This window comes from Streptomyces graminofaciens (assembly GCF_030294945.1).
GTDB lineage: Bacteria > Actinomycetota > Actinomycetes > Streptomycetales > Streptomycetaceae > Streptomyces > Streptomyces graminofaciens.
The window spans coordinates 6,621,046-6,645,632 of the sequence record NZ_AP018448.1; the positions used below are offsets into that span (position 1 = coordinate 6,621,046).

The window sequence follows — 24,587 nt, forward strand, 5'->3', positions numbered from 1 at the left end:
TCATGGTGTCCGCCGGCACGACTCCCAGCGAGCTCGTGGCAGCTTGATGCCAGACTGGCGGGATGCGGAACGAAGAGGTGTTTTCAGTGCGAGGAGACGCAGAGTTAATCGCGCGCGCAGGTCATCTGTTCGAGTCCGCGCGGACCGAGTTCCTGTGCGCCGCCCGAGATCTCCAGACCTGGTCGCAACCGGGGGCCAGGGCCGCGGTCCGGAATCGGATGCGCACGGCGGATCCCGCTGACTTCACCCCTCGGAAGCTGCTCAGCCCGGTGGCACTCGCCGACGAGGAGGCCCGCGCGCACCTGCGGCTGGTGCGGAGTAAGGGCGCTTTCGTTCGGATTAGCCGTTCGCCGCTGCCGCACGAGACCATCCTCATAGACCGGCGGGTGATGATCCTTGCCGGCCAGGAGACCTCCACCGGCCGCGAGTACACCGTGACGACGTCACAGATCCTGGTCGACGGCGTTCACTCGCTGTTCCGGGCGATCTGGGACGCCGCCGTCGATCTCGAAACCTATCTGCGCAGCGACGTCCCGCACCTCGATGCCGACGGCCGCATGATCCTCAAAGCCCTCGCTTCGGGCCTCACCGACGAATCGGCAGCCAAACGGCTCGGCGTCTCACTGCGCACCTACCGGCGGCGTGTGGCCGAGCTGATGACCAAGCTCGAGGCCGACTCCCGCTTCCAGGCGGGACTGCGTGCAGGGGAGCTGGGGCTACCCCGCTAAAAGCATAGTGATCGCGGCCCTTTAGCGGTCTGCCCGCCTGAGCACCCCAGACCACATAACCAACCGTCACGTCAACCCCCGAAGAACTTCCAGCGGCGACCACTAAGGGCGCTGCCGCTCTGGTGGATCGCCGCTTGATTCCCCGCTGTTCCCCGTGATTCCCCGCTGGATCTGGCACGCGTCTGGCACGGACCTCTTCCTCCCGGACTATGGGCGGGATGGTCGCTGAGGTCTCCGAGGCGCGTCAGTTGGCTGCTTGGGTTTGAGGGCGGTCCGGTCGTTGGCACGGCGGGCCGTACTCCACTGCTGTACGGCACCTCAGGAAGGTCTGCCCCGGCGGGACAGCGTGATGGTCGGGGCTTGCGCGATCATGAGCGCATGGAATCGTGGACGATCAAACACTTCTCGCAGGCCAACCCGGCGGGAACGGGGCAGGATGACGTGCCTGCGCTGCTCCGTAGGGTCGCAGACTCGATCGAAAGCCTTGGCTTGGTTGAGGTTCAGGATCTCGTCATGCATACGGAGGTCACTGCGGACGGCGGTTGGCCGAGTCTTACGGTGTACTTCAGCGACGCTGAAGACTGATGTGGAATGCACACGGACGCTTTGCACTTGGTCCGCTTCCTTATCAGGTCGATCATGAGGAGTCGGCAACCTCGGTCAACCGGCCGGTCTCCTTGGCTGATCGGCCGTTGCCATTCGGCGTTAGTCGGCGCTGTCCGCCCCTGTTGGTGTCAGCCGTTGATGTCAGCCGACCGACTCCCTCTTGACAGATCTGCTGCCAGTTCTTCTGGAAGTGATGGGCCGAGTCTCCCACCTCGGGTCCTGCCAGGGGGTATCGCTCTGACGTGCGCCGACATGGTCGCCGACTGTCATCGTTTGTCAACGTCGGTTCGCCTCGGGCGGCCCAGGGACGGCCCGGCAACCAGGACTCGACACTTGATGCCTGTCGCCGCGGCGGACCGATATCAGGCCAGTCGATGCAGGAGGGAGTCACGCTGATCCTGCTCGACCTCGGCGAGCGTCAAGTTGGGGTCGCGCTGATGAGCAAGAGCGACCTCGGCCGGCGTCGGCTGCTCCGCCTTGAGCGGCCAGGCCTCGGGGCGCCAGAACTTCGACCGGACGAACGCCTTAGCGCAGTGGACGTACACTTCGTCGGTCCGCACGACCAGGGCAGTTTTCGGCGGCTTGCCGATCGGGGTCAGCCGCGCCAGTAGATCTTCATCGGCCGTGATCCAGGCTGCGCCGTTGACACGAAGCGTCGTGTCCCGGCCAGGGATGACGAAGTTGAGCCCGGCGTGCCCGTTGGCCAGGATGTTGCGGTAGCTGTCCAGCCGATTGTTCCCCGTCGCGTCCGGAATCACTACATGACGCTCGTCGAGGACTGTGACGAAACCGGGGGTGCCGCCCCGAGGGGCCACGTCACAGCGGCCATTGGCATCGCTGGTGGCGACGAACACCACGGGCGAGACCGCGATAAGGCGGCGTGACATTTCGTCGATGTGGTCGAGTTCTTTGCGAACCGCCCGCTCTCCGGGGTCCGCGTACAACTCTCGGAGTTGCGCCTCGCTGGTCAGAGCTCGAGGTATCAGGGTGTCATCCACTCTGGCGATCATAGCCCTGGTCGAAGACACGGGGAGCGTGCCCGCGCGGGCGGTGGAGCGGCTTTGGGCTGGAGCTGCTTTGGGGCGAGTGATCATGGCCCCGTAAGCTTGCGGCGAGTCGGGCAGTCTGTTGACCTGCCCGTTAAAGCACGACGTTGGGGCCATGATCTTAGAGGCTCGCCCCAAAGTGGCTGCCTAAAGCCGTGGAGCCGACCGCCCCAGCCACGACGTGTTCTGACCTCATGCACTGTGTGCCTGCCTCTCGAGACCAAGACGGAGGAGTCGGACGACTTCCTACCGCTGCCCGAGTTCTGCCTCGAAACCCTGCGCATGCGCCGCGCCCAGCAGACCGGGGACCGGAAAGCGGCCGGGGAGCTCCGGCAGGACACTCGGGGCTTGATCTTCACCACGAAGTACGGCACCCCGATCGAGCCGGGCAACCTCACCCGCATGTTCGCCTTGCGCGCCCGCCGCGCCAGACTTCGTGTGATCCCGCTCAGCGCATCCTCCGCCACTCGCAGATCGCCATGACGATGGAGGTCTACGCCGAGGCAAGCGAGGAGGAGGTGCGGAAGGCTCTGGGCAAGCTGTCGGCAGCGATGGGCGGCACCGCTGCTGGGAACGGCTGAGGACTCGTGGACCAGCCCATAACGACTCGGTAGAAGCACACATTCTGTACCCCACTAGGGGTGGAAAGTGAAGACGAGGCCGTAACCGCCTCTCGCCCGACACGTTGCACATCGAAGACCTCCCCTCTCCTTATTCAGGGACAGGTAGGTCGATAGCCAATGCCGTCGAAGGCCCCTCGTCCCACGAAAGGGACGAGGGGCCTTCCGCATGCCGCGGCGGGTCCGAGGAAGGGGACCCGCCCCAGCTGCCAGGCCTCAGGGCGGGTCCCACGTCGAAAGGCACGTGCGTGACCACCGACCAACTCATCATCGCCCTGCTGTGCGCGGCCTTCGTGGCGTACGTCGCCAAGGTGCACCCGACCGTGGTGCCGGCGTTGACCCTCGCGGCGGCCGTGGCCGCTGTGATCGTGGCGGTGATGCTCACGTAGGAGACAGCAGTCGCCCCCCAGTCTCGCGACCTACCAGCAACGGGCTCCTCCCCGAGCCCGTTGCTGTACATCGCTGCTGTACGCCCCTCAAACGCAAGAGGCCCCGGATCTCTCCGGGGCCTCTCACCTGTGTGCACTCGGCAGGATTCGAACCTGCAACCTTCTGATCCGTAGGATCGGGCAGGCTGTTGGGCGGCGGTTCCGCCTTCCTCCCGGCTGATCGCTGATGATCGTGATCAACACCCTCTGTGAGCCGTCGTTGCCGTCAGGGTTGCCGTCAGCGCTGAACAGGGGGCACCGGCTAGCGCCGAATCGCAGCGTGCGCAGGACTTCAGGCCCAGCCCGGCTGAGAGTTACAACTTTCTCTACCTGGTCAAGGCTCGCTGCGCTCGCAGCCGTCATGCTCCGGCCGCGAGCGCCAACCGCCCTATGACCTGGGGCTCTTGCTCCGGTGACGCAGGGCACGCCCACGGGGAACCGCCGCCGCGATCCGGCCTAGGGATGGAAGACCCATCAGCACCCGCAGGGACCACAAGGCGCACGAGCACAAGACACCCCATCAAGGCCATAAGACCCGAGCAGCCCAACGGAGTTGGGATCGATCCCAGGGGAGCGAGGGCCGCGCACCGCCGCCCGCCCGTCGCCACCAGCAGCGGCCAAGAACCAAGCACCGGGGTCATCAGGTACAGGGGATTGCCGCACCACCAGGTCAACGACGCTTTGGGTTACCGAAGAGGCCGGATCGCGGCGGCGGTTCCCCGCGGGCTACCTCGCTACCGTGGCCGAGGCCCCGTGGGTGCCCAGATTGCATGCGTGACGCGGGTGTTCACACGGGATGATCACATGGTTCTGTACACCTGCTTGGCTTCTGAGTGCACTTCGGGGGACCTCATGTACCGCTTCACCCGCCACACTGGCAGTGCTCTGACTGCCGTCGCGCTGATTACCGGCATGGCAACTTCCTGTTCTGACTCGCCTGCGACGTCCAAGGCTCCGCAGTCCCAGAAGACGGCGAGCTCCACCGCGGCTCCCACAGCGCAGTCACCCTCTCAGTCCGGCCGGGAGCAGCTGAACAAGGAAGCCCGCGACTTGCTCGACATGACGGATCGCTTGGAGTCGGACGAGGGCTTGGTCTCGTCCGGCTCCCTCGCGGTGCCCGGGGAGAACTTGGACAAGACCATCAAGTCCGGCACCGCCCTGCGGGTGGAGGTGGCATGCGCAGGGGAGGGCACGGTCACTTTCACAGTCGCCTCAGGCACCGCCAAGACAGCTAAGCGCGTCGACTGCACGCAGCCGATGACGAACGGGTTCGACTTCACCACGGCCGGGCCGGGTCTCACGATCCAGGCGGACTCACCCGAGGAAGAAAGTGTGGGCACCGCCTACATGGTGAGCCACATCTCCTGACGGTCCCGGCTGACGGCCCTCGTCGCCCTGGTCTGGCTGTTGCGGTACAGCAGCGAAGTACAGCGGAAGGTGCGCCGTCCTGACTCCCGCCGACCAGGTGGGCTGCCTGACTTCACATGTGGGCACGTGAATGGGCTCCACGGTACGGACGAGTTTTGGTACCACCTTCGAACCGGTGGCCGACCGTTCACCCCGGCCCCTGACGGCCTCTTCTCGCTGGCTGCGCCTGTGTGCCGACCCTCCACCGGCCGGCGGTCGAACGACTGTCGGAGCCAAAAGAACCTGGTGCGCTGGTACCAACTAAGTAACTGTTGTCGTTCCGATCTTGAGGGGTGTGCGTCGAACAGGAGTCTCGATCGGGTGATCGCAACTGGCTGCGGGCATGAAGGCAGGGACCCAACTGAACACACGGTCTTGACAGGGAACGTGAAGTCCGCGGCCGCCGCCTGGTTGCGCGGCGCGGCGAGCAGGCCCGCTTTGGCTTCACCCGGTCCGGCGGTGCGCCGGTCGGCTCCGTCGTGGACATCCAGTTCAAGGACCGCGGGCTGCGGGTGCACCTGGATGGGGCGGTGGCCCCGGTGCGGGACGAGGGGAGCGAGCCGGTGCTGGGGGTGTCCGTGCCGGTGGACCGCGACACACTGATCGACCGCTGGTACGTGCACCGCATCCGCCTGGAGTGAAGGCACGGCCCGCCGGGTGAAGACCGGCACGGAGGCGTTCGCGCGGCCCACCGAGTGGGTGGCGGTCGGCGCCGAGGGCGATGAGCGTTTTGGAACCGAAGGGCGTCATTGCCCCGTAACGACCAAAGGTTAGCTTTGCCTCCGTCTTGTGAGGCGAGTGAACGGTGCGGTTATGGGACGTCCTGAACGGCCGGTGGATCCTCGGGCCGGTGCTGTGCAGCGTTTCGCCCATGAGTTGCGGGTGCTGCGCGAGGCGGCCGGGAAGCCGACGTACCGGATGATGGCCGCGCGGGCGGGCTTTTCGGTGAGCGTGCTGGCGCAGGCGGCGTCGGGCGAGCGGCTGCCGTCGCTGGCGGTGGTGCTGGCGTACGCGCAGGCGTGCGGGGCGGACCCGGCCGAGTGGGAGCTGCGGTGGAAGACGGCGGCCGAGGAAGCAGCGGACGAGGAAGCGGCAGCACGCGCGGAGGAGAAGGAGCAGCAGGCACCTTACCGGGGGCTGGTGCGGTTCGAGCCCGGTGACCACGGGCTGTTCTTCGGCCGCGACCGGCTTGTGGCGCAGTTGTCGGATCTGGTGCACGAGCACCGGTTCACGGTGGTGTTCGGTGCGTCCGGCAGCGGGAAGTCCTCGCTGTTGCGGGCCGGGCTGATACCCCTGCTTCAGCGGACCGTGCGGGAACTGGGGCGCCCGGCCGTACTCCGGGTGCTCACCCCGGGGGCCACTCCGGCGGCGACCCACGGCCGGCTGCTGGCCCCGCAGGAGGGCGAGCCGGACAGCTGGGTGGTCGTCGACCAGTTCGAGGAGATATACACGCTGTGCCGGGACCGGGCCGAGCGGGCGCGATTCATTGATCTGCTCCTGGCCGCCCGGGAACCGGGCAGCCGGTTGCGGGTGGTCGTCGCGGTACGGGCGGACTTTTACGGGCGGTGCGCCGAACACCGGGGGCTCGTGGATACGCTGCGGGACGCCCAGCTGCTGGTCGGGCCGATGACCCCGGCGGAGTTGCGGGAGGCGGTCGTCAAGCCGGCCACGGCCGCCGGGCTGCTGGTGGAGCGGGCGCTGACCGCCAGGCTCGTCGGAGAGGTCGTCGATCAGCCCGGCGCGCTGCCGATGCTCTCGCACGCCCTGCTGGAGACCTGGCGGCGGCGCCGGGGCCGGACCTTGACGATGGCCGCCTACGAAATGGCCGGCGGTGTGCACGGCGCGATCGCCGCCACCGCCGAACACGTCTACGGACAGCTGTCGCCCGCCCAGGCCAGGACGGCCCGACAGGTGCTGCTCCGGCTCATCGAACCCGGACAGGGCGCCGCGGACACCCGGCGCCCGGTCAAGCGCGCCGAACTGGAGGAGTGGGCGGATCCCGAGGTGCCCGCGGTCGTCGAGCAACTGGCCCGCGCCCGGCTGGTGACCGCGGACGCGAACGGCGTGGAACTCGCCCATGAGGCCCTGATCACCTGCTGGCCGCGGCTGCGCGACTGGATCGAGGAGGACCGCGAGCGGCTGCGCCACCACCGTCGCCTCACCGAGGCCGCCCGCACCTGGCAGGAACTCGGCCGCGACCCCGGAACCCTGTACCGGGGCACCCACCTGGTACGCGCTGAGGATTTCTTCGGGCGTCCCGGGCAGCGCGGCGAGCTGACCTCCTCCGAGCGGGCGTTCCTCACCGCCGCGCTCGATGCCCGCGAAGCGGAACGCCGTGCCGCCACCCGGACCACCCGCAGGGCACGTCGCCTCGTCGCCGCACTCTCCGCCACCCTGGCTGTGGCGCTGATCGCCGGCATGGTCGCCTGGCAGCAGCACCGGACCAGTCGGCAGGAAGCAACCGACACGGCCGCCCGCCGGGTCGCCGCGGTTGCCGATGCGATGCGGACGACCGACCCCAGGACCGCCATGCTGCTCAGCGTCGCCGCCTGGCGGATCGCCCCGCTCCCCGAAACCCGTTCGGCTCTGCTCGGCGCCGCCGCCCAAACCGAACTGGACGCCTTCACCGACTCCGGGCCCGGCAGCGGCGCCTTGCGCCTGCTCGTCGATTCCGGCCGTACGCTGCTCAGCTCGGACGGCCGGAAGTGGCAGACCTGGGACGTGATCACGCACCGCCGTATCGCCTCGGGGCTACTGCCGGACGGCCCGGTGACGGGGGCCAGTCCGGACGGCCGGGTGCTGGCCGTCGCTGCGGACAGCGGCGCGGGCCTGTGGGACACGTCGGCCGGGAAGTGGACCGGCGGTACCGGGCAGCGTCTGCCGTCGTCCGACTTTCCCAGCTTCGGTTCCAGCAACCGCAGCTACCTGGTGAGCAACCTCGACGGCGATCAGGTGCAGCTGCGTTCCGTCGCGGACGGCCGGGTGCTGTTCCGGGCGGCGACGGACGACCCGACGAACGTGGCCCTGCGTGCGGACGACCGGCTGGTGGCCGTCTGCCCCCACGGCGGTCCGATGACGGTCCGGGACATCGTCCGCCACCGCAGCCTCCCCGGCGGCTGGCGGCGTCCCGGAGCGAGCCACTGTGACGACGACAACTCGTCGCTCGCGTTCGACGATGGCGGCGACCGGCTCGCCGCCGTCTCCAGCGTCGGCGTGCGCGTCTGGAACACCGCTTCCGGACGGCAATTCGCCGATATCACCCAACCGGACATTCAGAACATCGCCTTCAGCCACGACGGGGCATTCCTGGCGGTCTCAGCACACGACGAGATCACGGTATGGCGGCTGTCGGCCCCCGACGCCCCGGTGTTCCGCCATCCTCTGAACGGACAGCTCCTCTACGGCGGCCTCGCCTGGGATCCCGGTCGGCCGGTCCTGCGCTACCTCGAAGGCAGCACCGTCCACTCCCTCGACCTCGGGGCGGCCCTCACCGCCCCGTGGAGCAGCCACCCCCTGGACAACGCGCTGCTCAGCCCGGACGGCGGCACGCTCGCCACCGCCGAGCGGTCCGGGAGCGGCTACCGTTTCCAGTTGCGCGACACCCGTGACGGGCACCTGCTTCGTACGCTGCCCTCACCCCCGTCGCCCGCCTCCCTCGATCCCGCCGAGCCGGCCGTGGAGCTGGACACACAGGACACCATGCCGCTGATGGCCTTCAGCCCCGACAGCACGGCCTTCACCTACAGCGTCTCCGCCCCGGGCCGCGAAGCCTCCCCCCAGCGGTTCGTCATCTGGGACCTGACCCGCAACCGCGAACAGACCACGCTGGACCTGGCGCACCAGTCATCCACCGCGGCGGTCCTCGCGGTCGGGCTCGGTCCCGGCGGCCGGACACTGGTGGCCTCGAGGACGCGCGACATCGGTCATCGGAGCGGCGAGGTGTGGAACACCGCACGCCACAGCAGAGCGGCCACGCTCAACGACCTCGACAGTATCCACCTGGCCGTCCGCCCCGACGGCTGGTTGCTCGCCGGAGACGTGGACCTCACCGAGCTACCGTCCGGCCCGGTCACCCGGCGCACCCTCAGCCAGGGCGAGCAGATCAACGCCCTGGCCTTCAGCCCCGACGGCTCCCGCATGGCGGCGGGTGACATGACCGGCCGCGTAGCCCTGTGGGACGGAACCCTCCGCCACCGTACGGGCGTCCTGCCGAACCTCTTCCCAGCGGCGCTCGACGACACCCCCGAAGCCGTCAACGCCCTTGCCTTCAGTCCCGATGGCAGCACCCTCGCCGTCGCCGGCGACTCCGGCACTCTCCAGCTCTGGGACACCGCCACCCAACAACCCCTCGGCGGCAACCTGCCCACCCCCGGCGAGCCCATTCGCTCCCTCGCCTTCAGCCCCGACAGCGCCACCCTCTACGCCACCAGCGACCACACTCCGCTCCAGCGGTACCCCATCACCCCCTCCCACGCCATCACCCGGGCCTGCACACGCACCGGCACCACCCTCACCGCGGCCCAATGGCACCTGTACATCCCCGACGCGCCCTACCACCCCGTCTGCGACACACGCCGCCCACACTGACCACCGCTGCACCGCACCGGCGCCCGCGAGGCGGTCCGCTGCTGCGGCCGGGCCGGTACCGGCTCCAACTGGTGTCGATGACGAGCCGCACCACGTTCCCCGACGGTCGGTTCCCTGACGGTGGAGTGGCCTCCGGCCGCCGAGCCGCCCTGTCGCCGGGCGGCCCGGGCACACGTATGCCGGTCCAGCCCCCGCGATCCCTCGCGTGACACGACGGGCCGGATTCCAGGGAACACGCCGCTGACCTGTTTGTTTAGGCCCTTGAACCGGGTTGCCGGACAACTCACGGCCGCGAAATATCGCTCACACCCCCCTTGACCACCACCTACCCGATTCACCCGCGTTTGGTCCCACCGAGCGAAGGAACTCGAAAATGGTCCCCACCCCTGTCAAGAAGTGGCTGCTCACCATCGCAGCCTGCGGCCTGGCGTTCAGCGGCCTGAGCCTGGCCTCCGCCACGACCGCGAGCGCGGCGAACGAGACGGACCTCAACGGCAAATGGGACAATCTGCTCCCGAACATCTGCCAGGACGGCTCCAACCGGAAGGGCCAGAGCGTCTGGTACTACAACATCGCCACGCACGAGCTGCACGACAGGAGCTACTACGGCAAGGCCCCGGTCTATTCGAGCCAGTACGGCGGTCCTCGCACGACCCTTCACACCCTGAACCCGAACTGGCGCGAGATCAAGGGCCACTGCTACTACCCCCAATCGTCCTCCTGGACGTATGAGGGGGCCGAAACAGCCTGGTCCGAGCCGGCAAGCAACTGCGACAGCGGCGGCCCCCTCACCTACAACGTCACCCAGAGCTACACCACCACGACGACCACCACCAAGACGGTGGGCGGCTCCGTCAGTGGCAGCCGCGCCGTCGGCAAGATATTCGATCTCAGCCTCGGCGCCGAGTTCGAGTACTCGTGGTCCTACGGCAAGTCCGAGGGCTGGTCGCGCACTGTCGGCATGAGCGTCCCGGCCGGCAGGACGGAATGGATGAGCGCGAGACCCATCAAGCGCGTGGTGCGGGTCAACCCGCACTTCTGGCTGGACAGCTACACGTGGTACGCCGGCGGGAACCACACCTCCCAGAACTGGGGCGGCTACGGTTACAGGGCCCTCGTGGACCATGACTACTACTACGACGGCACGGCCAATGTCACCAACAGCAGCAACAAGCCGACGTTCCGCTTCATCCTCCACGGGCGCGCCAACAAGTGGAGCGACTGCCACTGACACGTGGCGGCACCCCTGAGATCCGAAGTGCCCGCCGGCCTTGGGCCGGCGGGCACTTCGCCCGGCCCCCGCCCTGGTGGTGGTCCATGACGAAGAAGACGACCGGCTCCTGTCCGACGGTGTCAACGACCCGAACATCGACGACGCCTCGATCATGACGCCCACGGACCACGTCACGTCCTCCCCCATGACTCGTCACTCACGTCACTCGCCGGCATGCCGACGGGCGGCGGCAGCGGCGGACGCCGACGACGACATCGACTGGACGGTGTCGGTGGACTCCATGGTCGTCCGAGCTCACCAGCACGCTGCCGGAGCACTCGAAAAGGGGCGGCCCACTCCGGCGAGCCCGTTGACCACGCGCTCGGACGCTCGCGCGGCGGGCTGAGCACCAAGATCCACCTGGCCGCAGACGGCCGCGCACGGCCCCTCGCCTTCACCGTCACCGCAGGCCAGGCAGGTGATGCACCCGCCTTCGAAGGGTGATGTCCCGCATCCGTGTGCCCCGCTCTGGCCCGGGCAGGCCCTGGCCGTTCTGGCCGACCGCGCGTACTCCTCACGCGATATCCGCACCCACCTGCGGCGCCGGGGCATCCGTGCGGTCAGCCCGCAGCCGTCCGACCAAGTCGGCCACCGCCTGCGGCGAGGTCGCTTCGGTGGCCGTCCACCCGGCTTCAACAGCGAGGCATACAAGCAGCGGAACGCCGTCGAGCGGTGCATCAACCGCCTCAAGCAGTGGCATGGCCTGGCCACACGAACCGACAAACTCGCGAGGGACGGTGGGCGAGGAACTGGGACTTGAGACGGCGGTGCGCGGGAAGCTGGAACCGCTGCGGGCGAAGATGACCAAGCCCGCCGATCGTGGCTGGCTGCGCAAACGGCCCGACGGACGGTTCACCGCACGCCGGTAGCCACACCGGGACGGGGCGACGGGTCGTGACCGGCGGGCCTCCGACGGCAGTTGACGTATTTTGTGAAGAACAGCACCAGCCCCGTCGAGGGCCTGACGGCCTTGTCTGCACCGCCCGCCTGCCGCTGTCGAGCGCCACCCTGAACTACCTCGCCACCTTGATACGCGGCCACTGCAAGAAGATCGGTTCGCGGTGGCGGGCCCTGCCCGCGGGGAAGATCGCCGGCATCGTGCCGGCCGTGCTGCGCTGTGGCCAGCGGCCCGGCGACCTCGCCGGCGGAAACGGAGTGCACCGCACCACCGTCACCCGGTGGGTGCGGGAGGCCGTCGGCCTGCTCGCCGCCCGCGGCCCACGCCTGGACCGCGCGCTCAAGAAGATCACCCGGGCGGGTGGCGGGGTGGTCCTGCTCGACGGCACCCTGATACGGACCCGGCGGCGCACAGGCACGGCGAACCGGAAGATCCACTCCGGCAAGCACAAGTGCCACGGCCTGCTGGTGGTCGCGCTCACCGACGACCGGGGCCGCCTGCTGTGGGTCTCGGCGGCCCGCCCCGGACGATCCCTCGGAGATCACCGCCTGCCGACGGCGTTGAGGGCGGCGCGCAGGGTGGCCTGAATGCGGCGCAGGGTGCCGCCGGACAGCGGACGGCCGGCCTCCCGGTGCAAGGCAAAGGAGGGCCGGAGACGTCCGGCCCTCCCTGCGTTCAGTCGTCCGGGACCACTGGCCAGGCCATAAGTCCCGTTCGTTCATCAGTGCCGGCCCATGTAGTGGAAGGAGGCGTAGTGGTCGTCGGTCCACCACACGTCACCGGTGCGGACGTTGCGGACGATCCGGTTGGCGTCACGCCTGGGGAGGCCGGCGTTCGCGTGCACGTGGTACACGGTGGTGTTGTACTCCTGGAAGTAGCCTCCGGCGTGCACCACCGGCGAGGTTCAGGCCCACCTGGCCGAGGTCTATGGAGCCGAGGTCTCCCGCCAGACCATCTCCACCATCACCGACAAGGTGCTCGAGGGCATGGCCGAATGGCAGGGCCGCCCGCTCGACGCCGTCTATCCGGTCGTCTTCATCGACGCCATCCACGTCAAGATCCGCGACGGCTCGGTCGCCAACCGGCCCATCTATGTCGCCCTGGCCGTCACCGCCGAGGGCCGACGGGAGATCCTGGGGTTGTGGGCCGGCGACGGCGGCGAGGGCGCCAAGCACTGGCTGCACATCCTCACAGAGATCAAGAACCGCGGCGTCAGCGACGTGCTCATGCTGGTCTGCGACGGGCTCAAGGGCCTGCCCGAAGCGGTGGAGACCGTCTGGCCCCGGACGATCGTGCAGACCTGTGTCGTGCATCTGCTGCGGAACTCCTTCCGCTATGCCGCCCGCCAGGACTGGGACAAGATCGCCAAGCTTCTCAAGCCCATCTACACCGCTCCCACCGAAGAGGCCGCCCTGGACCGGTTCGCCGAGTTCGCCGATGCCTGGGGCCGAAAGTATCCGGCGATCGTGAAACTGTGGGAGAACGCCTGGGAGGAGTTCACCCCGTTCCTGCGGTTCGACACCGAGATCCGTCGCATCGTCTGCACGACGAACGCGATCGAGTCGGTGAACGCCCGTATCCGCCGGGCGGTCAAGGCCCGCGGACACTTCCCCAACGAGCAGGCCGCCCTGAAATGCGTCTACATGGCGATCATGTCCCTCGACCCCACCGGCAAGGGACAGGCCCGCTGGACCATGCGCTGGAAGACCGCGCTGAACGCCTTCGACATCACCTTCGACGGACGCCTCTCCGTAGCCCGTCAGTAACTCCAACAACCCGAGTTACACCGCTCGTTTGACAGACCCGCTACTGGCTGGCGGGCGGTCGAGTACCCGGACGACGCCCCCCGTCCGGTCCAGAGGGAGGCTGTGGCGAACGGCAAGCGTCGCCCTGTGAAGGCGCCCGGTGAGCTGGGCGAGTTGATCGACGCAATGCTCAGCCACGCTCCGGAGGACCGGCCCACCGTCTACGAAGTGGGCAAGGCACTGAGCTGACTCCCGAACAACAAAAGCCGGACCACCCTCAGCCTGGACAGCGTTCCGGGTGGTCCGGCGCGGAATCCCTGATCAGGACCCCGGCGCCGATGGTACCGGGGCTGTTGGCGTGCTCGGATTCGGGCGCTGCCACAAACCCCGCCTCATGTTGTCGAATTGAAGAAGGGTTCTGACCTGAGCCACCGAAAGCCAGCCACGGCGGCGGGTGCGCCGAACGATCACCCGTCACGTGTGTTTCCAGCAACCCCGTACCGGCCCCAGCCACGCTGCTTCCATACGTCACGGCCTGCGCCCCGCTCCGGCCTGGGCGTTGCCGACGTGGCTTGTCCACTGGGCTCGGGCTGCGGCTCTGTGGGGCATGTGGCATGGAGCGGTGGACCGTTGGGCGGCGTGGTCTCGCTTGGTGGGTGTCGGCCTGGTCCTGGTGCTCGGAGTGGTTGGGTTGCCCGCCGGTCTGGCTGTCCGCCCCGGCGATGTTGCGCGACGAGCGGGTGGGGGCCGCCGGAGCGGTGGCGGAGACATGGAGCGGCGGCGGCCCATGGCCGCCAGCGCGCGCGGCCCGCCGTAGGCGGGCCGCCTTGATCCAGTAAAGAAACTCTGGACAGCTCCGCTGCCGCTGGCTCCCGGCCGCTCGGACGCAGCGCTCGGCCCGTCGCGTCGCCCTGCCTGCCGAGTGCGTCACCGCGCTCAGTCCCCAGCGCGCCCAGCAGATCGCCGACCGGAAGGGAGCGGGCAGTAACTGGAAGGGGACGGCCAGGGCCTGATCTTCACCACACGGAACGGAACCCCGATCGAGCCGCGCAACCTGAACCGCTCCTTCGAGGCGCTGTGCATCCGCGCCGGCATCCGCAAGGTCCGCTTCCACGACCTGCGCCACACCTGCGCGTCCCTCCTCCACGAGCAGGGCGCCGATGCCCGCATGATCATGGAAGTCCTGGGCCACAGCTCGATCCGAGTGACCATGGACATCTATACCTTCGTACGGCTCGACTCCCAGCGTTCCGCCTTCGACCGCGTCGGGAAAGCCCTGAGGGGGACGGCAACGATCCGGACGATGACGACGGCCCGGCCAGTGTCCCTGTAGCCGTCTAAAGCCGCTTCAGGCTCCGGTCCAGGATCGCCCGGAGCCGATCCACGTCCGCAGGGTTCTGGGCGCCCCGCTTGGGCAGTACCGCGACTCCGGCCGCGCGGTCGCCGCCCAGCAGCACGAAGAGCCCGGGCGTCTCCAGATACTCCCGGAAGACAGTCCAGTCCACGGTGAAGGACACCCGCTCACCGGTACTGACCGCGCCACGGTCGTCGGCCACCATTCGGCACTGCCCGTAGGGCTCCACGACGCTGAACATCCGGCGGGCCATGGTGCGCAGCCCTCGTACGGTGCCCCAGGATGCAACTGCCATGGAGAGCACCAGCGAGATGATCAACACGGGCAGCGGGGCATCCCGGAGGACCGAGAAGACGACCACGGCGGTTGCCGCCACCAGCGGCGCCATGAGCGCCTGGACCCGGCCCGCTGGTGACCTACGGGCTCGCCCGCGGAGCGCCTCCTCGAAGTCCGCAGCCGTCGGCTGGTAAACGAACTCGACGGCCGTACCGCTCTCCGTGTCCTGATGTGAGGATTCCCCGCCCCTGGTGTCCATGAGCCGGGATCCTAGCGAGGGGCGGGCCCGGCGAAGCAGGGCCGCCGAGCCAGGATCACTGGACACCCTTGAATCCACTCTTGAAGTGGTTGCCGTCAAACACTGCCGTCAACGCAAAAGCCAGAGGCCCTGTGGATCACTCCACAGGGCCTCTGGTCTGCTGTGCACTCGGCAGGATTCGAACCTGCAACCTTCTGATCCGTAGTCAGATGCTCTATCCGTTAAGCTACGAGTGCTTGTTTTGTTTTCTGCTGCTCGCGGTTCTTTCGGCCCGCTCGCGGCGACAGGAAGAACATTACATGACTGCCGTCGCCATGTGAAATCCGTTTGCCGCACCCCTTGTGACCTGCAAAAACGGCATCTGGGGACGACGAAGCCCCGGTCCGTTGGACCGGGGCTTCGGTGATCAAGCGCGGAGGCGGAGGGATTTGAACCCTCGATGGGATGTAAGTCCCAAACCGCATTAGCAGTGCGGCGCCATAGACCGGACTAGGCGACGCCTCCAGCACAACCTCTCGCGCCAGCGCGAGTGGTGCGTGCAGATGATGTCACAGCCGAGTGGGCTGTCACCAATCGGCTCCCACGGTACTAGGCGGAGAGGCCGCAGGGCAAAGCCGTATGCACGTCGGAGGGGGTTCGGCTCCGGAACGTGAGGAACGGGGGCGAGCCGGCGCGGTCCCGCAACCGCGTGGGCGCCCCGCCGTTAGTCAGGGCATGTCGCAGACCGTCTCCGCATCCCCCCGCCCGGCCGCCCTCGGCCGGCTTCTCCTCGGGGCCGCCGCCTCCCTCGCCGCGGCCACCGTCGGCACCCTGCTGCCGGCGGCCCCGGCCGCGTACGCCGACGTGCCCTCGCGCCCTGTGCCGCCGCACCCCCTCCCCCCGCGCGCCATCCCCCCGCGCGCCCTGCTGCCCGCGCCCCAGCCCGGCGACCGGCTGACCGTCACCGTGCGCGAGGCGGGGCGCTGGGCGGACGGGCGGTTCGAGCTGCGATGCCATCCCGACGGCGGGGACCACCCGGACGTACGGGACGCCTGCGGGCGGCTCGACCGGCGGACCATCTGGGGAAAGGACCCCTTCGCCCCGGTGGCGCCCGGCAGCATGTGCACGATGAAGTACGGCGGTCCGGCCACCGCGCATGTCACCGGGACCTGGGCCGGGCGCCGCGTCGACGCCCGGTTCGACCGGGGGAACGGCTGCGAGATCGCCCGCTGGGACGCGTTGGTGCCCCTGCTGCCCGACCTCGGCTCATAGGGCCGGCTCATCGGCGCGACCGCGCCCGCCGCGCCCGTACAGGTGTCCCGCCTGTCCTCGTACGCGTGCCGCGCGCGTAGGGCTTCGGACGAAACGCACGGTCACAGCGTCTCCGTGATTTCGGTGTGCGACCTCCCTCTCATCCGGCGTCGCGAGCGCAACCACTGCCCGTAGACTCCCTCGCGTGACACGCTGCGGGCCGGTTGGCAAGATGGCCCCCGCGGTCGGCAAGGTGCGGTAACAGGGAGGAAGCGTCTCGTGAGCAGCAGGCCATCCCGAGGCGCTGCTCGCCTCGCAGCCATACTGGACGCGCTCCCCGACGCGTTGGTGCTGGTCAACGCCAATGGGACCGTCGTCAACGCCAACACGATCGCGCTCGAGGCCTTCGAGGCGCCGGGCACCGCCCTGGTCGGGCGCGGGTTGCTCGATCTGCTGCCCGAGTTCGACTCACGGCTCATCCCGGGCTCGATGCGACGGCCCGACACCATGGACCCGACCGGGCGGACGAAGCCGACCCGCATGATCGCGCGCCGTACCGACGGCAGTGAGTTCCCGGTCGAGGTCACGAGCGCGAATCTGGAGAACGGGCAGCAGGCGTACGACGGTTACGGCTCCGCCAATGACGAGCTGCTCATGCTGGTCGTACGCGATCTGTCGGGCACCATCGACACCGAGGCCGAACTCGCGCGTTCGCAACGGCAGACCGAGATGATCCTTCGGGCCGCCGCCGAGGGAGTGGTGGGGACCGACACCGACGGGCGGATCGTTCTCGTCAATCCGGCCGCCGCTCAGATACTGGGCTATCGGGCCAGTGATCTCGGCGGACGGGAGCTGCACACCCTCGTTCTGCACTCGCGTGACGACGGCTCTCCCTTCCCGTACGCCGAGTCGCCGCTGGCGGACACCCTGCGGTCCGGGCGCAAGCACCGGGTGCGCGGGCAGGTGCTGTGGTCGAAGGGCGGCGACAAGGTCTCGGTCGATCTGACGACCGCGCCCGTGCGCGACGGGGACCAGCTCGTCGGCGCCGTGATGACGTTCACGGACCGGCGGCCGTACGACAAGCTCGCCGAGGAGAAGGACGCCGAGGCCGAGGCGTACGCCGAGGCGATGGAGCGGCTCGTCAAGGAGCACGCCGAGCAACTGGAGAAGGCGCGTGAGGAGCACACCGCCGAACTGAGCGAGCTGGCCGAGCAGCACGCCGAGGAACTCGCCGCCGGGGACGAGCGGTACGCGGCGCTCGGGGAGCGGGAGAAGGACCGGTACGAGGCGCTGGCGGCGCGGCACGAGCAGCTGCTCGCCGTGCTGGGCACCTCCCTGCGCGGCCCGCTGGACCAGCTCCGCAGCGAGCTGGGCACCCTCGCCGCCGACGACGCCGGGCAGCTGTGGCCCGAGGCCAACCAGGTGCTCCACCACCTCACCGCCGGGTACTCGCGCATCACGACGCTGATCGACAACGTGCTGGGTTACCAGCGGATCGACGCCGGTGAGGAGGGCCTCGTCCGTACGGCCGTCATGCTCGACGCGGTCGTCGCGGCCGGTGTCGACGGGGCCGTGGAGCTGATCGGGCCGGGGCGGATCCAGTTCGCCGTGCACGCCCCGCCCATCGAGGCCGAGGTGGACCAGACCCGGCTCGCGACCGCGCTCGCGCATCTCATCGCGGATGTCGCGGGGGTCGACGCGACGGGCAACTCCCCCATGTCCGCCGGTGGCTACATGGACAACACCGTCGTCGTGGCGGCCGCGCAGCGCGGTGAGGTCGTGCGGATCGAGGTGCGCGGGCCGTACGCCGGGGGAGACCCGGTGCATCAGCCGATCGTCCAGGGGATCGTGCGGGCGCACGGCGGTGTGCTCCAGACCCATGAAGTGCCCGGGATGAGCGGCAGCGCGTATGTGCTGGAGGTGCCGCTCGGCGGTGGCGCCGGGGCGGTGCCCGCGGCCCAGATCGAGGTTGCCCAGAGTGGCGGGGGTTCGGATGCGGCCACCGGTGCGGAGGGCGCTGGCGGGGCCGAGGTCGCGCTGCCCGAGCAGGCCTCCGGTGGGCGGCGGCGGGCCCGGCGGTCGTCGGTGGACGCGTTCCTGGAGAGCGAGGACGGCCCCGGTCCCGAGGCGGAGGCCGCGCCCGCGCCCACCGGGCGGCGCAGGCGGCGGGCCGAGGAGTCGGGCGCCGTTGACGCGCCGGTTCCGGTGCAGGCCGGGGGTGGCGAGGGCGACGGAGGCACTGGGCGGCGGCGTGGGCTGCCGGCCACGGGCGACGACGGTTCCGGCGAGGCGGTGGCCGAGGGCGCGGTGGTCACGGCGGCCGAGCATGCCGCGGGGGCCGCCGCCAACGCCACCGGGCTGGGCGGGACGGTACCGCCGCAGGGCGTGCCCGTGCCTCCGCCGGGCGGACGACGCGCCCGCCGTCCGGAGTCCGAACAGCACATCCCGAACGCCCTGCCGCCGGCGCTCCCCGCGGCTCCGGCGAGCGGTGCGGACGGTTCCGCCGCAGCTTCCGCTTCCTCCGGCGACACCGATTCCTCTCAGCCGACCGGGCGACGTCGCCGTGCGCTGGCCAACGCGGAGGAGCGCGCCGCCGCGCCCGCGCAGGGCCCTCGCCCCGTGTTCGCACTGCCGCCGGCCGAGGCGGACCGGGGTCCCGACTACGCCGAGGCCGGCGGCACCGGGCTCGGACCCGTGCCGGTGCCTGCCGCCATGCCCGCGCCCGCTCCTCTGCCGGCTGCTGTTCCCGGTCCGGTTCCGGTTTCCGGTCCGGTTCCGGTTTCCGGTCCGGTTCCGGTTCCCGGTCCGGTTCCGGTTCCCGGTCCGGTTCCGGTTTCCGGTCCGGTTCCGGTTCCCGGTCCGGTTCCGGTTCCCGGTCCGGTTCCGGTTCCCGGTCCGGCTCCTGTTCCCGGTCCGGTTCCGGCCGCCATGCCTGCTCCCGCGCCCGCGGCCCTGCCCGCGCAGCAGGATTCGTACGACGATGACGGCGGCCAGGGTGCGGTCGCGGCCGCAGTGCCGGGCGCCCAGGCCGTCGCCGGCGGGCCCGGTGCGGGTCAAGTGCCGGTGGTGCCGGGTGCGGGTCAGGCACCGGTGGTGCCGGGTGCGCCGGACGGTGGCGTGGACGACGGTCGCCATGACGCCGCGCTGCACGACCCGTCCGCCGACCACACCCCGCCGCAGCCTCACCCGGTGCCTACGCCCACGGGCCGCCGCCGGGCCGCGCGCCCCGCGCCGGCTCCGCAGCAGGGGGACTCCACCGCGACCGCTACCGCCACTGTGGCGCCCGCGCAGGGCGTTCCGCCGCAGGGTGGCCCGGCCCAGGCCGTGGCTCAGCAGGGTGTTCCTACTCAGGGGGTACAGGCTCAGGGGGTACAGACTCAGGGGGTACCGGCTCAGGGCGTTCCGGGCCAGGGCATTGCGGGCCAGAGCGTTGCGGCGGGTGCCCAGCCGGTTCCCGCGCAAGGTGTTCAGGGGGCCGTACAGCAGCCTGTGCCCGCGCATGGCGTCCCGGCGGCGGTCGCTGCCGCGCAGCCCGTCGTCGGTCAGGCCGTCCCCGGGCAGCCCGTTCCAGCACAAGGCGTCCCCGGACAACCCGTTCCGGCACAAGGCGTCCCCGGGCAGCCCGTGCCCGCGCAGGGCGTTCCGGGCACCCCTCAGCCGGTACCACCCCAGCCGGTGCCCGCCCAACCCGTGCCCGCCCAACCCGTGCCCGCCCAGGCTGCCGCCCCCGTCGCCAACGCCCGCCCGGTCCCCGCGGCCGGTGTCCCCGCGCAGGCCACGTCTCCCGGCTCGGCACAGCCTGCCCCTCAGCCCGCTCCTCAGCCCCCGCTTCAGGCCCAACCCCAGCCGCAGCCCTGGCCGGACGCGCAGGACAGCTCTGGCGCGGGCATCCCGGTAGCGGCCGCACCCGCCGCCGTACCGGCCGAGCAGCCCGCACAGGCGGGGCAGGCTCCACAGCCGACGCCCGCTTCGGGCACCCCGTTGCCGCCGGAGCAGACCGTGCAGCAACCGCGTGCCGCGCAGCCGCTGCCCGCCGAGACGGCCCCTCCGGTCGCCCCTGCCGCGCCTGCCGCCACCGCCCAGCCCGTCGCGGCGGCCCAGCCCGTCGCCGCACCCCTCGACCCCAACTCGACCCACGGTCGGGCGATCAGCGTGCGGACCCTCGGCCAGGGCGTACCGTTCGCCCGTCAGGCCGCCCCCCAGGCACAGGTCCAGGCGCAGGCACAGTCCACCGCCACCCCCGCGCCTCACCAGCCCGGCGGTTCCGGTCGGCGCCGCAAGCTCGGGACGCCTCCCGAGCCCACCGCCGAGCGCCCGGAGACGGCGGCCCGCCCGCACCCGCAGCCCGGGCAGGTCCACGCCACCGGCCAGATCCCGCTCCCGGCCCAGGCACAGCCGCAGGTCGCCCAGCCATCCCTGGCCGGGCAGGGCCCGCTCACACCGCAGGCAGCACAGGCAGCACAGGCGGCACAGGCAGCGCAACCGGCGCAGACCACCCCCCAGGTAGCCCAGCCCTCCCTCGCCGGACAGGTCCCCCTCCCGCCGCAGCCGTCCCTCGCCGGGCAGTCGCGGCTGGTGGGTGGTACCGACGGGGCCGGGCGGTCGTACGCCATAGGGGCCCCGGACGAGAACGCCGCCGAGGGGCCCGAGCCGCTCGACGGGCCCGGTGGCGCCGTGGAGATCCCCGACCGGCCCCAGCCACAGCCGATGGACGACGAGTTGCCGCCGGAGCCGCTGGACAACCCACGTCGGCTGCTGGTGTGGCCCGCGCCGGACATGACGACCCACCAGGCGCTGAGCGAGCGCGGCTACCGGCCGGTCATCGTGAACTCCCGCGAGGACGTCGACGCCCAGGTCTCCGCATACCCGGCCGCGCTCTTCGTCGACCCGCTCACCGGCCCGATCACGCGGACGGCCCTGCAGTCGCTGCGGCAGGCCGCCGTGGCCGCCGAGGTGCCCGTCCTCGTCACGGCCGGACTCGGCCAGGCGACGCGCGAGGCGGCGTACGGTGCCGACCCGGCCATCCTGCTGAAGGCGCTCGCGCCGCGGGACTCCGAGCAGCACCCGCCGCGCGTCCTGCTGATCGAGGAGCACGCGGAGATCGCACTCGCGCTTACCTCGACGCTGGAGCGGCGCGGGATGCAGGTCGCGCGAGCCGCGTCCGACCCGGACGCCGTCACGCTCGCCTCTCAGATGCGGCCCAACCTCGTGGTGATGGACCTGATGCAGGTGCACCGCCACCAGGCCGGGATCATCGACTGGCTGCGTGCGAACGGCCAGTTGACCCGCACACCGCTCGTCGTCTACACCGCCGCCGTCGATCAGACCGAACTCCCGCGCCTGGCCTCGGGCGAGACGGTCCTGTTCCTCGCGGAACGTTCGACGAGCCCGGACGTGCAGACCCGGATCGTGGACCTGCTGGCCCGCATCGGCACGAACTGAGCCGACCCCGCACATGGCTTCCGGCACATGACTCGGGGCACATGACTCGGGGCACTGTTTCACGTGAAACAGTGCCCCGAGTCGCGTAGCTCGACGACGCCCTAGATCTGCGTCACGTCCAACGCGCCCTCCGCGTACTGCCTGCGCAGCACCTTCTTGTCGAACTTGCCCACGCTCGTCTTCGGTACGGACTCGATGATCGTCCAGCGCTCGGGCAGCTGCCACTTGGCGATGTGGCCCTCTTCAGCGAGGAAGGCGCGCAGGGCGGCGAAGTCGGTCGAGGCGCCCTCCTTCAACACGACGGTGGCGAGCGGGCGTTCGCCCCACTTGTCGTCCGGTACGGCGACGACGGCGGCCTCGGCGACGTCCGGGTGGGCCATCAGGGCGTTCTCCAGCTCCACGGAGGAGATCCACTCCCCGCCGGACTTGATGACGTCCTTGGCGCGGTCGGTGAGAGTCAGGTAGCCGTCGGGGCTGATCGTGCCGACGTCGCCGGTTTTCAGCCAGCCGTCCTCGCTGAACTTGTCGGCGGGCCGGACGGGTTCCGCGCCCTGGCCGCTGTAGTACGAGCCCGCGATCCAGGGGCCGCGGACCTCCAGCTCACCGGCGGACTCGCCGTCCCAGGGGAGGCGTTCGCCGGCGGGGCCGGTGAGACGGGCCTCGACAGAGGCGGGGAAGCGGCCCTGGGTGATCCGGTACGCGAACTCCTCGTCCGTGTCGGCCTCCACATGGGCCGGGGGCCGGGCGATCGTGCCGAGCGGGGACGTCTCCGTCATGCCCCAGGCGTGGCAGACACGCATGCCCAGATTGTCGAAGGCCTGCATGAGGGAGGGCGGGCAGGCCGCGCCGCCGATGGTGACCTGGGTGAGCGAGCTGACGTCACGCGGGCGGGCGGTCAGCTCGGCGAGCAGTCCCTGCCAGATGGTGGGAACCGCGGCGGCGTGCGTCGGCTTCAGCGTCTCGATCATCTCGGCGAGCGGCCCGGGCTGCAGGAACCGGTCCGGCATCAGCATGTTGATGCCGGTCATGAAGGTCGCGTGCGGCACGCCCCAGGCGTTGACGTGGAACTGCGGGACGACGACGAGTGAGAGGTCCTTGTCCGTGAGCCCCATGGACTGGGCCATGTTGATCTGCATGGAGTGCAGGTAGATCGAGCGGTGGGAGTAGACGACGCCCTTGGGGTCGCCGGTGGTGCCGGAGGTGTAACACATGGCCGCGGCCGAGCGCTCGTCCAGCTCGGGCCAGTCGTACGTGGTCGGCTTGCCGGCGATCAGGTCCTCGTACTCGTGCACCTGGACGCTCGCCCCGGCCAGCAGCGAGCGGTCGCCCGGCCCGGCGACGACGACGTGCTCGACCGGCTTGAGGTGCGGGAGCAGCGGCGCGAGGAGGGGGAGCAGCGAACCGTTGGCGATGATCACCCGGTCGGACGCGTGGTTGACGATCCAGGCGAGCTGCTCGGGGGGCAGCCGCAGGTTCAGGGTGTGGAGGACGGCACCCATGGAGGGGATCGCGAAGTACGCCTCGACGTGCTCGGCGTTGTTCCACATCAGGGTCGCGACGCGCTCGTCGCCTTCGACGCCGAGGTCCTCGCGCAGGGCGTGCGCCAGCTGGGCGGTACGGGCGCCGATCTCGGCGTAGGAGCGGCGTTCCGGCTCGCCCTCGCCGGTCCAGGTGATCACCTGCGACGTCCCGTGGATCACCTGTCCGTGGGTCAGGATCCTGGAGATCAACAGCGGTACGTCCTGCATGGTGCTCAGCACGGCGTCCTCCCGGGGCGGCTCTGCCTACGCGGTGGTAACGGTCGCGCTGATTCTGCTCACATACCGATCGGTATGTCACTAGGGGGCGACATGATCGATCAGAGGGAACCTACGAGCGGGCCGTCCGCGCGGAGCCGCACGACAGGCCAACGAGCGAGCTACCGCACAGGTTCCAGCTCAGGGTCCTCGCGCAACTTGCCCAGGGCACGGGACACCGCCGACTTCACCGTGCCGACCGACACTCCGAGCACCTCGGCCGTCTGCACCTCGCTCAGGTCCTCGTAGTACCTGAGGACGACCATCGCCCGCTGGCGCGCCGGCAGCTTCATGATCGCCCGCCACATCGCGTCATGCAGCGCCTGCTGCTCGGCCGGGTCGCTCCCGCCCGGCACGGGCTCCGGCTCGGGCATCTCGTCGCACGCGAACTCGTCCACCTTGCGCTTGCGCCACTGGGACGTCCGGGTGTTGAGCAGGGCACGCCGTACATAGCCGTCGAGCGCCCGGTGGTCCTCGATGCGGTCCCAGGCGACGTACGTCTTGGCCAGCGCGGTCTGCAGCAGGTCCTCGGCGTCGCTCGGGTTCGCGGTCAGCGACCGGGCGGTCCGCAGCAGCACCGGCTGGCGTGCCTTCACATAGGCCGAGAACGACGGGTACGACGGATACGACGCGCGCGTCAGGTTCGTCAGCGTCGGCAGAGCCGACCGGGTCGGACGGGGCGGACCGGGCGGACGGATCCGTGTCGCCGGTGCAGCGGCGTCCGAAGCGCTGGTGCAGACGGGTGTGGTCATGGCTCCACGCTAGAAGTGGCGCCCGGCCCGGCGGATCGGCCGCAGGTCCCGAAGCCTGATCCCCCTCAGGTTGTAGAGGTGGGGCAGGCCCCACCTACTGGAGGTGGAGGAACTGCCCTTATCTACTGAGGGTGTACCCC

At 70.1% G+C, this 24,587-nt stretch carries 16 protein-coding genes, 2 tRNA genes and 6 pseudogenes; 17 read left to right on the forward strand and 7 right to left on the reverse strand.

What is annotated here, in order from left to right; translation table 11 throughout:
• Positions 1 to 62 precede the first annotated feature (62 nt).
• Complete coding sequence (locus tag SGFS_RS28555) at positions 63 to 728, forward strand: helix-turn-helix domain-containing protein (RefSeq protein ID WP_286254538.1); 666 nt, start codon at positions 63 to 65, stop codon at positions 726 to 728.
• Between the two features lie 378 nt (positions 729 to 1,106).
• The gene (locus SGFS_RS28560; protein WP_060905572.1) at positions 1,107 to 1,313 is read left to right on the forward strand and encodes a hypothetical protein; all 207 of its coding nucleotides are present in this window, start codon (positions 1,107 to 1,109) and stop codon (positions 1,311 to 1,313) included.
• Between the two features lie 383 nt (positions 1,314 to 1,696).
• Here the strand turns inward: SGFS_RS28560 and SGFS_RS28565 are convergent, their stop codons facing one another.
• Positions 1,697 to 2,344 carry an MSMEG_1061 family FMN-dependent PPOX-type flavoprotein gene (locus SGFS_RS28565; protein ID WP_037688430.1) on the reverse strand — a complete coding sequence of 216 codons (648 nt, stop codon included), beginning with the start codon at positions 2,342 to 2,344 and terminating at the stop codon, positions 1,697 to 1,699.
• 252 nt (positions 2,345 to 2,596) lie between these two features.
• Here SGFS_RS28565 and SGFS_RS28570 point away from each other — a divergent pair.
• From SGFS_RS28570 to SGFS_RS28610, 9 genes and pseudogenes are all read left to right on the forward strand, one after another.
• Positions 2,597 to 2,961: pseudogene (locus SGFS_RS28570) on the forward strand (site-specific integrase); the annotation flags it as partial.
• 287 nt (positions 2,962 to 3,248) lie between these two features.
• On the forward strand, positions 3,249 to 3,389 hold the full coding sequence (locus SGFS_RS28575) for a hypothetical protein (RefSeq protein ID WP_286254541.1): 141 nt from the start codon (positions 3,249 to 3,251) through the stop codon (positions 3,387 to 3,389).
• Positions 3,390 to 4,280: 891 nt separating this feature from the next.
• On the forward strand, positions 4,281 to 4,796 hold the full coding sequence (locus SGFS_RS28580; protein WP_286254543.1) for a hypothetical protein: 516 nt from the start codon (positions 4,281 to 4,283) through the stop codon (positions 4,794 to 4,796).
• Between the two features lie 518 nt (positions 4,797 to 5,314).
• Entirely contained in the window at positions 5,315 to 5,476 is a 162-nt protein-coding gene (locus SGFS_RS28585) for a hypothetical protein (RefSeq protein ID WP_286254545.1), read from the forward strand.
• A gap of 172 nt (positions 5,477 to 5,648) precedes the next feature.
• Positions 5,649 to 9,422, forward strand: coding sequence for an nSTAND1 domain-containing NTPase (locus tag SGFS_RS28590; protein ID WP_286254547.1), 3,774 nt, complete (start codon positions 5,649 to 5,651; stop codon positions 9,420 to 9,422).
• 373 nt (positions 9,423 to 9,795) lie between these two features.
• Complete coding sequence (locus SGFS_RS28595) at positions 9,796 to 10,653, forward strand: hypothetical protein (protein WP_286254549.1); 858 nt, start codon at positions 9,796 to 9,798, stop codon at positions 10,651 to 10,653.
• Positions 10,654 to 10,894: 241 nt separating this feature from the next.
• A pseudogene (locus SGFS_RS28600) lies at positions 10,895 to 11,455 on the forward strand (IS5 family transposase); the annotation flags it as partial.
• On the forward strand, positions 11,433 to 11,564 hold the full coding sequence (locus tag SGFS_RS28605) for a hypothetical protein (protein ID WP_286254551.1): 132 nt from the start codon (positions 11,433 to 11,435) through the stop codon (positions 11,562 to 11,564). The pseudogene SGFS_RS28600 and the gene SGFS_RS28605, both read left to right, overlap by 23 nt.
• A gap of 118 nt (positions 11,565 to 11,682) precedes the next feature.
• Positions 11,683 to 12,148: pseudogene (locus SGFS_RS28610) on the forward strand (transposase family protein); the annotation flags it as partial.
• A gap of 166 nt (positions 12,149 to 12,314) precedes the next feature.
• Here the strand turns inward: SGFS_RS28610 and SGFS_RS28615 are convergent.
• Complete coding sequence (locus SGFS_RS28615) at positions 12,315 to 12,488, reverse strand: ribonuclease domain-containing protein (RefSeq protein ID WP_350284019.1); 174 nt, start codon at positions 12,486 to 12,488, stop codon at positions 12,315 to 12,317.
• Between SGFS_RS28615 and SGFS_RS28620 the strand changes: the two are divergent.
• The 4 genes and pseudogenes from SGFS_RS28620 to SGFS_RS28635 form a co-directional block, all read left to right on the forward strand.
• A pseudogene (locus SGFS_RS28620) lies at positions 12,484 to 13,359 on the forward strand (IS256 family transposase); the annotation flags it as partial. The gene SGFS_RS28615 and the pseudogene SGFS_RS28620 sit on opposite strands and share 5 nt — an antisense overlap.
• A 39-nt stretch (positions 13,360 to 13,398) precedes the next feature.
• Positions 13,399 to 13,587: pseudogene (locus SGFS_RS28625) on the forward strand (protein kinase family protein); the annotation flags it as partial.
• An 805-nt stretch (positions 13,588 to 14,392) separates the two neighbouring features.
• Positions 14,393 to 14,503 (forward strand): annotated as a pseudogene (locus SGFS_RS28630) (tyrosine-type recombinase/integrase); the annotation flags it as partial.
• Positions 14,504 to 14,506: 3 nt separating this feature from the next.
• Positions 14,507 to 14,671 (forward strand): hypothetical protein, encoded by a 165-nt coding sequence (locus tag SGFS_RS28635; RefSeq protein WP_286254555.1) that lies wholly within the window; start codon positions 14,507 to 14,509, stop codon positions 14,669 to 14,671.
• Between the two features lie 4 nt (positions 14,672 to 14,675).
• Here the strand turns inward: SGFS_RS28635 and SGFS_RS28640 are convergent, their stop codons facing one another.
• From SGFS_RS28640 to SGFS_RS28650, 3 genes are all read right to left on the reverse strand, one after another.
• Positions 14,676 to 15,227, reverse strand: a complete 552-nt coding sequence (locus SGFS_RS28640; RefSeq protein WP_286254557.1) for a YcxB family protein — start codon at positions 15,225 to 15,227, stop codon at positions 14,676 to 14,678.
• A 163-nt stretch (positions 15,228 to 15,390) separates the two neighbouring features.
• Positions 15,391 to 15,463, reverse strand: a tRNA-Arg gene (locus SGFS_RS28645).
• Between the two features lie 177 nt (positions 15,464 to 15,640).
• Positions 15,641 to 15,731: transfer RNA gene (locus SGFS_RS28650), tRNA-Ser, on the reverse strand.
• Between the two features lie 210 nt (positions 15,732 to 15,941).
• Between SGFS_RS28650 and SGFS_RS28655 the strand changes: the two genes are divergently transcribed.
• Together SGFS_RS28655 and SGFS_RS28660 are read left to right on the forward strand one after the other, a co-directional pair.
• Entirely contained in the window at positions 15,942 to 16,478 is a 537-nt protein-coding gene (locus SGFS_RS28655; RefSeq protein ID WP_286254559.1) for an SSI family serine proteinase inhibitor, read from the forward strand.
• 258 nt (positions 16,479 to 16,736) lie between these two features.
• Entirely contained in the window at positions 16,737 to 21,899 is a 5,163-nt protein-coding gene (locus SGFS_RS28660) for a PAS domain-containing protein (RefSeq protein WP_286254561.1), read from the forward strand.
• A gap of 101 nt (positions 21,900 to 22,000) precedes the next feature.
• On the opposite strand, the gene SGFS_RS28665 is transcribed toward SGFS_RS28660, so the two are convergent.
• Together SGFS_RS28665 and SGFS_RS28670 are read right to left on the reverse strand one after the other, a co-directional pair.
• Positions 22,001 to 23,659 carry a long-chain fatty acid--CoA ligase gene (locus SGFS_RS28665; RefSeq protein ID WP_286254563.1) on the reverse strand — a complete coding sequence of 553 codons (1,659 nt, stop codon included), beginning with the start codon at positions 23,657 to 23,659 and terminating at the stop codon, positions 22,001 to 22,003.
• A 158-nt stretch (positions 23,660 to 23,817) separates the two neighbouring features.
• Positions 23,818 to 24,447 carry a SigE family RNA polymerase sigma factor gene (locus tag SGFS_RS28670; RefSeq protein WP_286254564.1) on the reverse strand — a complete coding sequence of 210 codons (630 nt, stop codon included), beginning with the start codon at positions 24,445 to 24,447 and terminating at the stop codon, positions 23,818 to 23,820.
• Positions 24,448 to 24,587 lie beyond the last annotated feature (140 nt).